The organism is Dongshaea marina (assembly GCF_003072645.1).
Taxonomy (GTDB): domain Bacteria; phylum Pseudomonadota; class Gammaproteobacteria; order Enterobacterales; family Aeromonadaceae; genus Dongshaea; species Dongshaea marina.
In genome coordinates, this window is the sequence record NZ_CP028897.1 from 3,263,882 (window position 1) to 3,278,073 (window position 14,192).

Genomic DNA, 14,192 nt, shown 5'->3' on the forward strand with positions numbered 1-14,192 from the left:
AGGAATCAATGACTTTAAACGAACAAGAGATTGAACATCTCAAAGAACATATTGGGCATTATCCCGAGCCGCGTGCCGGCGCTATCTACTGCCTTTACTTTGTTCAGGATAAATATGGTTACATCCCGCGAGAAAGCATGGATGAGGTGGGCGAGCTGACCGGCCTCTCTCCTGTGCAGCTCGATGAGATCATCACCTTCTACACCCTGTTGCGCCGCCGCCCGGTTGGACGCAACCTGATCCGGGTCTGTACCAATATCTCCTGCCACACCCGTGGCGCTAAAGAGGTGCTGGCCGCAGCCCAGGAACAATCCGGGGTGCCACTGGGTGAGATCAGTGAAGATGGCTCGGTGACGGTTCTGCCAAGCATCTGTCTTGGATTGTGTGATCGCGCCCCGGCCGCTCTGGTCAATGATGATGAGGTGCTGGGCGAGCTGACCCCGGACAAGATCCGTGACGAAATGGCCCGCTACGTTTCCCAGGCGATGAACTCCACCGAAGCAAGTGCCAACGGGCGTCTCATTGCGACTCTCAAGCCCCAATCACAGGAGCCGAAGTAATGGAGCCGATTCTTTCTCGCAATTTTGATCAAAAGACCCCGCTGGATCTGGCCGGCTTTCGTGATCGGGGCGGCTATGCAAGCCTCAACAATATCCTGGGACGCCCTCGGGATGAGCTGCTCCAGGAGGTTAAAGACTCTGGCCTTCGTGGTTGTGGTGGTGCCGGTTTCCCAACGGGCGTGAAGTGGGGATTTCTGGCCAAAGATGCCCCACACCCAGTCTATCTTGTGATCAACCTGGATGAATCCGAACCCGGCTCCTGTAAGGACCGTCAGATCCTGTATCGCGATCCCCATACCATCATCGAGGGGGTGATCGCCTCAGCCTATGTGCTGGATGCCGATAAAGCCTTCGTGTTTGTGCGTGGTGAGTATCGTAGCGGCGCTGAAGGCCTTGAAAAAGCGGTTCAGGAAGCCCGTGAAGCCGGATATCTTGGCAAAAACATTCTCGGCTCTGGTTACTCCCTGGATATCGATGTCCACCTGAGCGCCGGTCGCTACATCTGTGGTGAGGAAACAGCGCTGCTCAACGCCCTTGAGGGACGCCGCGGTAACCCACGTTCCAAGCCTCCTTTCCCCATCGTCAGCGGTCTGTGGGGACAGCCCACGGTTGTCAACAACGTCGAAACCGTCAGCCATGTTCCCTATATCCTGACCAAGGGGGCCGACTGGTTCAAAGGCCAGGGGATCAATGGCGGAACCGGCACCCATATCTATCAGGTGTCCGGCTGTGTCAACAAGCCTGGCACCTTCGAACTACCCATGGGTACCACCGCCCGTGAGCTTATCTATGAGCATGCCGGTGGCCTGCGCGAAGGACGGGAGCTGGTCGCCTTCCAGCCTGGTGGAACCTCCACCCCCTTCATGCTGCCCGAGCACCTGGATATCCCACTGACCTGGGATGGTCCTTCCTCGGTTGGATCGCGGCTTGGAACCGGTGGTCTTATCGTAATGGATGACAGCATCTGCCCCATCGACTACCTGATCAACGTGGTGGACTTCTATGCCATGGAGTCTTGCGGCTTCTGTACCCCGTGCCGGGATGGCCTGCCCTACCTGGTTCATGTGATGAAGAAGTTCGAAGAGGGCACCGCCACCGATAAGGATCTGGCGCTGGTCGAGGAGCTGTGTGACACCATCTTCCCGAGTACCCACTGTGCTCATGCTCCCGGTGCGGTAATGCCGGTTCAGGGAGCCCTCAAGCAGTTCCGCCATGTCTTTGAAGCACACATCAAGAATCAGTGCTGCACCCTGCAAGGAGGTCAGTGATGGGTACCATCTATATCGATGACAGACCGGTTGAATTTAATGAGGGTGACAACGTTCTGGAAGCCACCAAGCGTGCCGGTATCGAAGTCCCCTACTTCTGTTATCACCCTGCACTGGGCTCTGTTGGATCCTGTCGCGCCTGCGCCATGGAGACGGTGCCACAGAAAGAGGGTGAGCGTCCCCGGGTGGTGATGTCCTGTACCATCAAGGCCGCCGAAGGGATGCGCTTTAAGCTGCAAGACGACAAGCCCAAGCAGATCCAGAAAAACGTGGTTGAGTTCTATATGACCAACCACCCCAACGACTGCCCGGTGTGTGATGAGGGGGGCGACTGCCACCTCCAGGATATGACTGTGCTGAGCGGCCACGCCTATCGCCGCTATGACGGCACCAAGCGCACCGCACCCAATCAGTTCCTTGGGCCTTTGGTGTGGAATACAGCCAACCGCTGTATCACCTGCTACCGCTGCGTGCGCTTCTACCAGGAATATGCACTGGGCGATGATTTCGGGGTGATGGGCTCGCGCAATAACGTGAGCTTTCGCCGCACCGACGATGGCGCCTTTGACAGCCCGTTTGCCGGGAATCTCATCACCGTCTGCCCGACCGGTACCTTCACCGACAAGGTGTTCCGCCGCAAGTATGCGCGGACCTGGATGCTGGATAAGGGCGCCTCTGTGTGTAACCACTGTAGCGTCGGCTGTAATATCCAGGCAGCCGGTCGCCAGGGCACCCTGCGTGAAATTACCCCGCGTGGCAACGACGCCCTCAATGCCCACTTTATCTGTGACCGGGGCCGTTACGGTGCCCATGCAGCCGAGGCTAAAAGCCGTCCTCTGACCGTGTATAAGAAGGGTCAGAAGCTCCATGACGCAGATGCCGGAAAACTGTTTAAGCAGTTCCTGCAGGAGGGCACCAAGGGCGCAATCCTTGGCTCCGAACGCGAAGATCTGCAGGGGAACCTGATCCTGCGCCAACTGGCCCGGGAAATTAAGGTGCCCTTCAGTGCCTTTGCCGATCCTGAGCTGGAGCATCGCACCAAACTGGCAGTGAGCCATAGCGACAACACGCCATCAATTCCTGAGATTGAAAAAGCCGATTGTGTGTTGGTTATCGGGGAGCTTACCGAGCACGCTCCCATGATGGAGCTGGCGGTGCGCCAGGCCCTGAAAAAGCAGGCGCCTGTGCTGATGCTGCACTCAGCCCCATCAATTTTGGCGAGCCTTCTGAAGAAGCATCCAAAGTCATCTTCCAAGCTCTGCCCATCCAACCTGTGGGAGCAGGCTCTTGGCAAGCTGTCTGCTACCCTGAGCAGTAAGAGTAAGGCTGCTGAATATGCAGATTGGGCCAAGGCACTGAAAGCTGCTGAGAACCCGGTGATCCTGGGAGTTGCCGAGCTGATGAATCAGCAGACTCAGCAACAAATTGCACAGATCGCCAAGGTGCTGCCAAACAGCAAGCTGGGCTTTGCCCTGCCTGCGGCTGGCTCTTACGCTGCCAGCCTGCTCAGTGAAGCCAACAGCTCAGAGAAATTGCTGGCATCCATTGAGAACGGAGAGATCGAGTCTTTGCTGATCGTGGGCAACGATCCTCTGAGCGCAATCAATGCACCACGCTGGAACAAGGCGTTTGAGCAGATCAAACAGCTGGTTGTCATCGACTCTGTCATGAGTGAGACCGCCAAACGTGCCGACCTGCTATTGCCTGCCGCGGCCCATGTTGAGCGCAGTGGCCTCAACATCAACTATGAAGGCCGCATCCAGGCGTTTGAGCAGTCTTATCAGCGTGAAGAGCCACTGTTCCGTCCCGAGCAGCTCAAGCTCAGCATGAGCTCTGCGGCTCAGCAGGTGATCGATGCCGACCTGGCACAGCTGATACTGGACAAGCCTTCTGCGAAAGGTCCGGGGATCCGTCTGAGCTTCTCTGTCGTTGAGTCCTTACTGAATCTGGATGAGGGCAATAGCCCGGTCACCTTAGCCGATGATAAGGGCCTACACCTGGAGCTGGCCCACTGGCACGGCGACGAGCAGGTTGCAGGCTTCGTCGAAGAGCTGAACTCCCTCAAGCCACTTGAGAAGGCACAGCTTTCCGAATCACTGGCAAAATCGATCAATGTGGGCTCGGGGGATCACCTGACCCTGCAGGGAGAGGGTGGCTCGGTTGCCCTTGAGGTTGTCATCTCCCCCCAGGTAGCTCCCTATAGCATCGCCCTGTCCCGGGCCAGTATCGCCTGTCTTGGCAACTACCCGGGCCAGAATATTCAAGTGGCTGCGGCAGGCCCACTGTTTAAGGATGCCTGCGCAAATGAATCACAAGGAGAAGCATCATGAGTCCGGCTATCTACTGGGTCCTGGTGATCATCGGAATGGTCGTGACCACTCTGGTGTTGATCCTGGCATCCGGCTTCACCGTGTTTGCCGAGCGGCGTCTGCTCGGCCTGCTGCAAGATAGATACGGCCCCAACCGGGCCGGTCCCTTCGGGATGATGCAGGCGATCGCCGATGCGGTCAAACTGCTCAGCAAGGAGTACTTCCTGCCCGGTTTTGTCGACAGAAAGCTCTACAAGCTGGCTCCGGTCCTGGTGGTGGTGACGGTTCTGACCAGCTTTGCGCTGGTGCCCTGGACCAAGGACTACTACTGGGCAGCAGATTTTAACGTCGGCCTGCTGCTGATCCTGGGCTTAAGCTCCCTGCACTGCTACGGGGTATTCCTCGGTGGCTGGTCTTCGAGCAGTAAATATACTGTGCTCGGAGCGATCCGTACCATAGCGCAGCTGGTGAGCTATGAGCTGTCACTGGGGGTTGCCTTGCTGGGTGTGGTGATGATCTCCGGTAGCTTCAGCCTGTCCGATATCGTCAACGGCCAGAGCACCTGGTGGAATGTTGTTCTACAGCCTGTGGGCTTCCTGGTGTTCTTTATCGCGGGAATTGCCGAAACCCACCGCCTGCCTTTCGACATGCCGGAAGCGGAAAACGAGCTGACCGCCGGTTTTAACACCGAATATGGCGGGATGCCCTTTGCGATGTTCTTCTTAGGCGAATACCTGGGCGTAGTGCTGGTTTCTGCACTGACCACCACCCTATATCTTGGGGGCTGGCACGGCCCGATGGCCGAGCAGTGGCCAATCATGGGCTTTGTCTGGTTTGCGATTAAGACCATGCTGCTGGTGTTCTTCTATATCTGGATGCGAGCCAGTGTGCCGCGAACCCGCTGGGATCAACTGATGGCCTTTGGCTGGAAGTTCCTGCTGCCACTGGGTCTGGTCAATACCATAGCGACCGCCGTGATTGGCATTATCTGGATGCACTAGGAGTCTGTCACCCATGAAAATTACTCAATATATCGGCGAGATCACAGGTGCATTTGGTGCAACCATCAAGCATGCCTTCGCCAAGCGCGATACCGTCCTGTATCCGGAAGTGAAACCGGACATCCCGGGTCGCTGGCGCGGCCGATTGATCCTGACCCACACCCCGGATGGTGAAGAGCGTTGTGTCGCCTGCTATCTGTGCTCCTCTGTGTGTCCCGCCCAGGCGATCACCATTCAGGGCACCGAGCGAGCCGAAGATGAGCGTCGCTATCCCAAAAGCTTTGAGATCGACTTCTCACGTTGCATCTTCTGCGGCATGTGTGAAGAGGCCTGCCCGACCCGGGCCATTCAGAGCACCAATGACTTTGAGATGGGAAGCTACTCCCGGGAGAAGCTGGTCTATAAGAAAGACGATCTCCTGGTCAAGGGAACCGGTAAGTATCCGGATTTCAACTACTTTGAGCATGCGGGTGTTCCCATCAAGGGGAAAGCCGTTGGAGAGGGCGACAATGAGCGCGCTCCCGTCGATGTTTATTCTATCCTGCCCTAATATCGGAGAAGTGGCACAATGATTCTTTGGAGCATAGTGTTATGGCTTGCCTGCGCAGTCTCTGTGGTCTGCGCCGCCAGTCTGCTGGTTGTGCAGCGCCCGATGCATGGTGCTGTCTATCTGACCACCTGTATGCTGGCCCTGGCCTTGGTTTTCTATCTGTTGGGAGCTCCCTTCCTGGCGATGATGCAGATCATCCTGTATGTGGGAGCGATCATGGTGCTGTTCGTGTTCTTTATCATGCTCAGCCCGCTGGATCGCACGGTATCCTTCAACCTGAAGGATAAGCGTTGCTGGTTACCCTTGATCCTGCTGATCCTGATGGTGATCGAAGCTGCCCTTATTTTTTCTCACGGCACCCCGAATCTTGCCCCCGTTGAGCTCAAGATGATCGGAGCCCACGAGGTCGGAGCCCTGCTGTTTGGTCACTATAAGCTGGCGGTAGAGCTGGTCTCAACCCTGCTGCTAGCTGCCATGGTTGCCGTCATCTATTTTGCCCGTCACATGCAGCACGATGAGGAGAAGTCATGAACCTTTTGAGTCTACTGGCAGTCTCGGGTCTGCTGTTTCTGATCGGCCTTGCGATCGTCCTGGTACGTCGTCAGCTGCTGTTTATCCTGATGGGTATCGAGGTGATGCTCAACGGTGCCGTGCTGGCCGCCGTCGCGGCCGGACAGTACTGGCATAGTGCAGGAGGACAGGTGATGGGGCTGTTTATCATGCTGGTTGCCGGCAGTGAACTGGCCATTACCCTGTTGCTGGCGATGATGTCCTATCGCTACCTCAAGACCACCCGCATTGATGAGCTCAATACCCTGCGTGATGAACTGAGCCAGGAAGGTGAGTTACTATGAAAGAACTGTTATGGCTGATCCCATCAGCCCCTCTGCTGGGAGCCCTGATCATCGCCCTGATCAGTGGTCTTCCAACCCGAGTCTATGGCTATATCGCCACGCTGAGTGTGTTTGTTTCCGCCCTGGTGGTTGCCAGCCTGTGGTACAACGGGATCTGGCATGAGCCGGTAACCCAGCATATCTACAGCTGGCTCTCCGTGGGAGACTGGCAAACTGCCATCAACTTCCGGATCGATCGCTTTAGCCTGATCATGGTCAGCGTCACCAGCTGGGTTGGCTTCTTGATCCATCTTTACTCCAACCAGTATATGGAGAACAAGGACGGAGGCCGTCGCTACTTTGCCTACCTCAACCTGTTTGTCGGTGGCATGCTGCTGTTTGTGACCTCGGATAACCTGATCCTCTTGTACGCAGGCTGGGAAATCATGGGTCTTTGCTCCTATGCCCTGATCTCACACTATTACGGTAAAGAGAAGAACGTCTATGCGGGTCGTAAGGCATTTGTTACCACCCGTATCGGCGACACGGCACTGGCCCTTGGGATCTTCCTGTGTTTCTACCAGTTCCACAGTGTCAGTATGCAGGACATCTTCTCCGGCGCCGCTCAGGCGAATCCAACCATACTGGCAGCCATCTGTATCCTGTTCATGATCGGTGCCTTTGCCAAGTCGGCTCAGTTCCCGCTGCACCTGTGGCTACCGGATGCGATGGCTGGCCCGGCTACGGTTTCGGCCCTGATCCACGCGGCAACCATGGTAACCGCCGGTGTATATCTCATCGCCCGCACCCATGTGCTGTTTGATCTGGTTCCGGATGTGCGTTGGTGGGTCGCCCTGGTGGGATCTGTCACCCTGGTTTATGCCGCGATCTCGGCATTGGGTCAAAATGATCTCAAGCGGATCCTGGCTTACTCCACCATCAGTCAGCTGGGCTATATGTTTGCTGCGGTCGGCATCGGTGCCTACTCACTGGCCCTGTTCCACCTGGCGGTACATGCAGCCTTCAAGGCACTGCTGTTTATGGGTTCGGGCGCGATCATCGATATGTATGGCGGCCAGTCCGATGTGCGTAAGATGGGTGGTCTCTACCGCAAGCAGCCCCTGCTGGGTCTTTGCTATCTGGCCGCCTCTCTGGCACTGGCCGCACTGCCGCTGGTTACCGCGAGTTTCTACAGTAAGGATGCGATCATCGCAGCCGACTTCGCCGCGCCTCATGGCGGCCTGCTGGCCACTTTAGGTCTAATCGGTGCGGTTCTGACAGGTATCTACAGCATGCGGATGTACTTCATGGTGTTTACCGGCAAAGCACGCAGCGAGATCAAGCCCTTCAAGATGCGCTGGGGCATGAAGCTTCCACTGATCATCCTGGCGATTGCCAGCATCGGGATCGGCTTTATTCAGATGCCTGAGGGTTGGCCGGGTCCACACCTGCTGCTGCACTTTATCGATCCGGTTCTGGGAACGCCACGCATGCCTGGACATATCTCAGATACCATCCTTGAGGTGATCGGCGCCATCGCATCCATCGTTGGGATCTGGCTGGCCTGGCCCCTGGTCAAGCGTGAACTTAAAGGCAGGGGAACCGGGGATATCAAGGCACTGAGCAAGGGCCTGTACTGGGATGATCTCTGTCAGCTGGTGTTTGTCCGCCCCTTCGTGATGCTGTGTGATGCACTGCAGCTGGTGATCGAAAAGGTGGTGCTGAACTCGGTACTGTCTAACGGTGTTCGTCAGCTATTGTCAGTGAGTTCGGGTGCAGTGAGTGCCGCTCAGGGCAATTTTGTTGTCCGCTATCTGATGTTTATGGTGGTGGGTGTGATCCTGATCCTCGGCTATCTCGCCCTGGCCTGACAACTTTAGGAAGTCGAACATGTTGAATTTTTTAATCTACTTTCCACTGATTGCAGCCGCGCTGATCTGGCTTGGCTGCCGTGAACGTAGCGAGCTGGCTCGTTCACTGACCCTGGCCACTATTGTGATCGAAACCCTGGTGTTAGCCGGAATATGGATCAAGGGACTCTATCCCCTTGAGCTCTCCATGGCCTGGGTCCCGCAACTTGGGATCAGCTATCACCTGCGTCTGGATGGCCTGTCACTAACCCTGGCAACCCTATCGGCACTGCTGGGCATTGTCTCGGTTCTGGTAAGCTGGGAACGGATCAAACAGTGGCGTGGCTTCGGCCCGTTGCTGCTGGCTACCGTCGCTGGTCTGGTAGGTCTCTTTGAAGCCTCAGATCTGATGCTCTTCTATGTGTTCTGGGAGCTGATGCTGATCCCTATCTACTTCATGCTTTGTCTGTGGGGAGAGAAAAATGCCCGGGTGGCGGCGACCCGCTTCATGCTGGTTACCATTGCGGCCTCTTTGCTGATGCTGCTAGGTCTCATCGGTCTGTACCTGGCCCATGGCGCCCAGACCGGAACCTACACCTTTGATTACCAGGCACTGCTGCAAACCCCGATTGTCGGTGAGGCCGCTCCCTGGATCCTGGCCACCTTCCTGCTGGGTTTTGGGGTCAAGATCCCAGCCTTTCCACTGCACTTCTGGGCTCCAGCCACCTACCGCGATAGTGATCCCGGGGTTGCAATCCTGCTCTCCGGTGCCATGGCCAACGCCGGTGCCTACGGCCTGATGCGTTTTTGTGTGCCACTGTTCCCGGATGCGGTTGCAAGCTTTGCTCCTTACGGGATGGCGCTGGGAGCCATAGGTACCCTGTATGCGGCACTGCTGGCTATCCGCCAAACCAACCTGCGTTCGGTTATCGCCTACTCCAGTATCAGCCATATGAATGTGGTGGTGCTGGCAATCTTCGCCTGGCAACTACAGGCGATCAATGGCGCCGTGCTGCAGCTCCTGGCTCACGGCCTCTCCGTTGCAGGCCTGTTTGCCATCGCTGGCATGCTGGCCGACCGTGGCCGTTTTGGTCCTATGTCGGAGATGGGCGGACTATTCAAGCAGATGCCAAAGCTTGGCATCGTGTTCCTGGTGTATATCGTTGCCACCATCGGCATGCCGGGACTGGCCAACTTCTCCGGAGAGGTACTGATCCTGGCCGGGGCCTTCAGCCGCTCCATGCTGTGGGGTACCGTGGGCTCTATCACCATAGCGCTGAGCGTCATCTACTGTATGCGGGTCTATGGTCGCTCCATGCTGGGCCCTGAAAGTAACAGCCGCGCGGTATTTAATGATCTGTGCAGTCGTGAGAAGGCGGTCTCGGCCATCCTGATCATCGCCCTGTTCTGGATCGGTTTGGCGCCCAACGGCATTGTTCACACCATAGGGGCATCCATGCATACGCTGATGACCATTAAGCTATAGGCTCGGGAGTATTACTGATGACATTTGCAGATCTATATACCCTGCTGCCGATTATCCTGACCGGGATCGGTGGCCTGGTGGTGCTGTTACTCGGGGTATGGCCTGGCGTCAACAACGCCAAGCCCGCCTTTTATGGTAGTGTTGTTATTCTGCTGGCCACCATCTTCTACCTGATGGTGACCAATAACCAGGCCAGTGAGATTGAGCAGTTCATCTCGATTGGCCCGGTCACCCACAACATGTGGCTGCTGTTTAGCTGCGGCGGACTGGCGACCATACTGCTGGCGCAAAACTACAAGCCCCTGGAGGGGGAGATCGATGAGATCTTCTACTCCCTGGTGATGTTTTGTGTAACCGGAACCCTGATCTTAAGCGCCTCGGTCAACCTGCTGGCGGCGTTTTTGGGAATGGAGCTGACCACACTGTCGGTCCTGGCACTCATCGCCTGGCAGCCGAACCGCAAGGGGGCGATCGAGGCATCAATCAAGTTTGCCCTGACCGCCACCCTGGCTGCGGTGATCATGCTGTTTGGTATCGTGCTCATCTATGCAGGAAGTGGCACAGTCTACCTGCCTGCCATCATCGATAGCCTGCAGCAGCCACACGCCCTGCCCCTGCTGGTAAAAATTGGCCTGGGCCTGATGATTGCAGGGATCGCCTTTGATCTGGCCATTGCCCCATTCCACTGCTGGCTGGCCGATGTATTCCATGGCGCTCCGGCACCCGTGATGGGCTTTATCGGCTCGATTGGCAAGATCGCCATGCTGATGTTCCTGCTACACCTTGGGATAGCCATGAGTGAGATCTGGCAGCAATTTGCACCACTGCTGTGGGGAATGGTTATTCTGAGTATCGTGCTGGGTAACCTGCTGGCGCTGCGCCAGAGCAACCTCAAGCGGATGCTGGCCTACTCCTCGGTCGCCCATTTTGGCTATATCCTGATGGCAATCGCCCTGATTGCACCTACCCAGGCCAATCACTCCCTGGTATTTAACGGCCAGGTGTTGCTCAGCGCCAGCTACTATGGTTTGTGCTATGCGGTGATGAACATGGTGTGCTTTGCAGTGATTGCACTGCTGGCCCAGACTAACCCATCCGGCGATATTCAGGGCTACCGTGGCCTTGGGCGCCGCTATCCGCTGGCCGGGGTGGCACTGGCCATTGCGATGGTGTCTCTGGCCGGCTTCCCACCAACCGCAGGCTTTTTTGCTAAGCTGTTCGTCTTCACTCAGGTGCTGGCGGAGCATCACTGGCTGATCACCCTGATTGCTGCTCTCGGTGCGGCAACCTCGGTCTTCTACTACCTGAGAGTTCTGGTGATCTTCTTCTCAGCTGCCCCCGAAGCGGCCTCAACCCCAAGGCAAGAGGGAGCTCTGGTCGTCAGCTTTGGTCCGAGCGCGGTGATTGTGGTCAGTGCCATCGCCACCATCGGCTTTGGGATCTTTGCCAATACCATCCTCAATCAGTTGATCTAACGGCTGGTATACGGCCACCGCCCGCGCGGTGGCTCACACAAAAAAAGCTCTGCCTAGGCAGAGCTTTTTTATGAGAAAAGCAGATAAACCGGATCAGTTTTTCATCTTATCCATCGCATCAGATGCGGCATCTTTGGCATCGGCAGCCATATCCTTTGCCTTATCGGTTGCAGTCATCAAGGCCTGCTTGGTCTCTTCATAGGCTTTAGTCACGGCAGCATTGGTCTTGTCCTTAGCCGCGGTCTGACAAGGCGCCAATGCTTCCTTGTACTGCTTGGCTTTCACCAGATCCAAACACTGCTGAGCCTGATCCGATGCAGAAGTGCCTGCTGCGGCCTGAGTCGTGGCTGCTTGCTCCGTCTTTGCAGTTGCTGAATCCTGCTTGTCACCGCCGCAGGCAACCACCAGCGCACTTGAACCCACCACCAGGGCCAGCATCGCCAGAGTACGGAATTTTTTCATGATATTTCCCCTCTCAGTTGTATCAACCTTCTCAGTTGTACTCCCTCTTCGAGCTGACACAAAATGTTTTGACGCATAATTTTACAAACCATGATCTAACTCAAACGAATCTGAACAACCACTCTCACCGGATTATAAATTAACCTCAGATCTGCATAAGCGCTTCCTTTTCAAGCCGAGACATTCGGATGCTCGGCTTCTTTTCCTGGAAGGTATATGCAATGAGGCCAGCAAGGAGATTCACCATAAAGCTGACGCAGCTACGATGCCGTGAGTGTTCTATCTGAGAGATGTTCTTCAGCTGATCAAAGACGGTTTCAATGATGAAGCGTTTGCGAAGCATCAGCTTATCCCATAGCCGCATCAACTTTGGTTTCATATTCTTCCTGATGCTGGTAATTAATGTGACCCCTTGGTCTGCCAGCTCTTCTGCAAGTGGTCCTGAAATATAGCCTTTATCTCCATAGAGTGAACCCCAGAGCTGCTCGCACATTTCAGGAAGAGGAGTTCTGTCATCAACATTGGCTGGGGTTAATTTGACCGAGATAACACCACCTTGATCATTGATGATAAGGTGCAATTTAAATCCATAAAACCACCCCATGGTTCCTTTGCCACGCTTGGCAGCACCTTGAAATACTTGATGTCGAGGGATGCGAAGGTTATGGCAAACCTGAAGTTTTGTTGAGTCGACGAATGCAATCCCAGTAGGTTTTGCTTGTCTGTGGGTGAGATAGGAGCACAAAGGGACAAGGGTCGTTTGCATCAATTTCAACATCCGGGTGTAACTCACCAGGCCGGGGAACTCGCTTTTCCAGTACTTACATACGAACTGAAGATAATAGGATTTAAAGTCTCGGAATCCCAAGCGATGGAATGCGATGACGATGGTCATCACTTCACTGACAGCCAGGCGAGAGGGTCTGTTCCGCTGCTTCACACCTAAGGAGATCTGCTGTTTTTGCCAAGCGGGTAGAAAGACCTGACAGAAATCATCGACATCAACGAAAATAGCTTCTAAATTGATCATGCCCAAGCTCCTTGGCGATTGATGGTTCTGGACAAACGATCAGATCGCAGCTTGGGCTTTTAGTTCCCCTCTTATGCGCAGCTCAGGTTAAATTATGCTATGAAGGTTTTATTTTTCGCCAAGCTCGAAAGTAAACAGGGATGGTAGCAAGGGGTATCCAGGGATACCTCACACACAGAGTTGTCTGGCAAAAAAGAGTTGCAGCTAATCGCTTGAGTGGTTTTCGAAAAGAACAGAGGGGGTTTTCGGGAGTGTGCTAATAAAGGGATTATAGAGGCAAACTCCCTCCCGGGATCAGTCGGTTTTTTGCTGCTTCTCAAGGGCGCTTTTGAGGGCATCGCTCAGGGACTGAGGCTTTAAAATCTCCTCGGCGCGCTCGTTCGCCGACTCCTCTGAGAGCTCTACCACTTCATTTTTCTGCGCTTTACGGCAGGATTTCAACTTTAGAATTTTACGTTCCATAGACTCACTATTTATGGGATTCAACAAATCGGGGCGATTCTACCATGAAATACTCAGGGTTTTACCACAATTTCTGCCGTAACGACCTGCCCGGCAAGCTGCTGATTTGTGGCACACTCTGGCTATGCTATTAATATGACTCACTTGGGTAAGTTAAGAATGACTTTATTCATTCGGTATTTTCATGAGGATGAAACTCTTGGGACGACGCTCTATCAAATGTTTACTTCTGGTATGCCTTATCATCACATCGATCAATGTGCGGGCTGGCGAACAAGCATCCCCAACTGTTTCGACGGGTCAAAAGGTTTTGTCATTACCAGGGCCTCTGAGAGAAGGTCCAGGAACTAAGTATCGCGAAGTCTATTTCAGCCCGACTCCCTTTCGATATGAGATCAAAGCTTTTCAAAATACCGGGATCACCGAGGGTGCTTTTGACTGGTTTGAGATCCAGGTCTACGATGAAAAGCTGTATATATGGGGAGGAAACTTATGCTCGAAAGGTCGATTCATCAAAGGCACCCGCGGAAGGTGTAAAGTAATCATGGATAGAGAGCGTGCCGCAAGACTAAAGGCTCAGCAAGCATACCGGCAAAAACACTTTGTAAAGCTGACAGATCTTAGCCATTACCAATGTGTGTTTGGCCATCATAGCTACCGGTTACAGATGGATGAAAAAACGGGTGATATTCTTGTCCTATCCGATGGCACTTCCCCTTCCTCACTGAAAAGGACAACTGTCTCCTATCAGTATCAAAATAAGAAGTATCTTGTCTATGTCACAGAAAAAGTGGAGCTTCTGTTACTACAAAAAAATCAAAGAACTGAGTGTATTAAAAGGGCGTGACAGCTCCCGAAGCAAATTGAACAGCGTTCAGGTTGAACATCTTGGATTCAAAGGGGGCA

Annotated in this window: 14 protein-coding genes; 11 read left to right on the forward strand and 3 right to left on the reverse strand. The window is 54.7% G+C overall.

Annotated elements, in window-relative coordinates:
* Positions 1–8 precede the first annotated feature (8 nt).
* Genes nuoE through DB847_RS15375 form a run of 10 tightly spaced genes read left to right on the forward strand, consistent with a single transcriptional unit; the run spans position 9 to position 11,332 of the window.
* Entirely contained in the window at positions 9–560 is a 552-nt protein-coding gene (gene nuoE / locus DB847_RS15330; protein ID WP_108651484.1) for an NADH-quinone oxidoreductase subunit NuoE, read from the forward strand.
* Complete coding sequence (gene nuoF / locus DB847_RS15335) at positions 560–1,828, forward strand: NADH-quinone oxidoreductase subunit NuoF (RefSeq protein ID WP_108651485.1); 1,269 nt, start codon at positions 560–562, stop codon at positions 1,826–1,828. Before nuoE ends, nuoF begins: the two co-directional genes overlap by 1 nt.
* Positions 1,828–4,158 (forward strand): NADH-quinone oxidoreductase subunit NuoG, encoded by a 2,331-nt coding sequence (gene nuoG, locus DB847_RS15340; protein ID WP_108651486.1) that lies wholly within the window; start codon positions 1,828–1,830, stop codon positions 4,156–4,158. Before nuoF ends, nuoG begins: the two co-directional genes overlap by 1 nt.
* Complete coding sequence (gene nuoH, locus DB847_RS15345) at positions 4,155–5,138, forward strand: NADH-quinone oxidoreductase subunit NuoH (RefSeq protein ID WP_108651487.1); 984 nt, start codon at positions 4,155–4,157, stop codon at positions 5,136–5,138. Before nuoG ends, nuoH begins: the two co-directional genes overlap by 4 nt.
* A gap of 13 nt (positions 5,139–5,151) precedes the next feature.
* The gene (gene nuoI / locus DB847_RS15350; RefSeq protein WP_108651488.1) at positions 5,152–5,688 is read left to right on the forward strand and encodes an NADH-quinone oxidoreductase subunit NuoI; all 537 of its coding nucleotides are present in this window, start codon (positions 5,152–5,154) and stop codon (positions 5,686–5,688) included.
* Positions 5,689–5,706: 18 nt separating this feature from the next.
* Complete coding sequence (locus DB847_RS15355; RefSeq protein ID WP_108651489.1) at positions 5,707–6,219, forward strand: NADH-quinone oxidoreductase subunit J family protein; 513 nt, start codon at positions 5,707–5,709, stop codon at positions 6,217–6,219.
* Entirely contained in the window at positions 6,216–6,542 is a 327-nt protein-coding gene (gene nuoK / locus DB847_RS15360) for an NADH-quinone oxidoreductase subunit NuoK (protein WP_108651490.1), read from the forward strand. The genes DB847_RS15355 and nuoK overlap by 4 nt, the downstream gene beginning before the upstream one ends.
* The gene (gene nuoL, locus DB847_RS15365; RefSeq protein ID WP_108651491.1) at positions 6,539–8,392 is read left to right on the forward strand and encodes an NADH-quinone oxidoreductase subunit L; all 1,854 of its coding nucleotides are present in this window, start codon (positions 6,539–6,541) and stop codon (positions 8,390–8,392) included. Before nuoK ends, nuoL begins: the two co-directional genes overlap by 4 nt.
* 19 nt (positions 8,393–8,411) lie before the next feature.
* Complete coding sequence (locus tag DB847_RS15370) at positions 8,412–9,857, forward strand: complex I subunit 4 family protein (protein WP_108651492.1); 1,446 nt, start codon at positions 8,412–8,414, stop codon at positions 9,855–9,857.
* A 17-nt stretch (positions 9,858–9,874) separates the two neighbouring features.
* Positions 9,875–11,332: an NADH-quinone oxidoreductase subunit N gene (locus tag DB847_RS15375; protein ID WP_108651493.1), complete on the forward strand. Its 1,458-nt coding sequence runs from the start codon at positions 9,875–9,877 to the stop codon at positions 11,330–11,332.
* A gap of 93 nt (positions 11,333–11,425) precedes the next feature.
* On the opposite strand, the gene DB847_RS15380 is transcribed toward DB847_RS15375, so the two are convergent.
* The 3 genes from DB847_RS15380 to DB847_RS24450 form a co-directional block, all read right to left on the reverse strand.
* Complete coding sequence (locus DB847_RS15380) at positions 11,426–11,794, reverse strand: hypothetical protein (protein ID WP_108651494.1); 369 nt, start codon at positions 11,792–11,794, stop codon at positions 11,426–11,428.
* Between the two features lie 145 nt (positions 11,795–11,939).
* Positions 11,940–12,824 (reverse strand): IS982 family transposase, encoded by an 885-nt coding sequence (locus DB847_RS15385; protein ID WP_108649240.1) that lies wholly within the window; start codon positions 12,822–12,824, stop codon positions 11,940–11,942.
* Between the two features lie 294 nt (positions 12,825–13,118).
* On the reverse strand, positions 13,119–13,286 hold the full coding sequence (locus tag DB847_RS24450; RefSeq protein ID WP_159084659.1) for a hypothetical protein: 168 nt from the start codon (positions 13,284–13,286) through the stop codon (positions 13,119–13,121).
* Positions 13,287–13,476: 190 nt separating this feature from the next.
* Between DB847_RS24450 and DB847_RS15390 the strand changes: the two genes are divergently transcribed.
* Positions 13,477–14,133, forward strand: coding sequence for a hypothetical protein (locus DB847_RS15390; protein WP_108651495.1), 657 nt, complete (start codon positions 13,477–13,479; stop codon positions 14,131–14,133).
* The last annotated feature ends 59 nt before the right edge of the window (positions 14,134–14,192 follow it).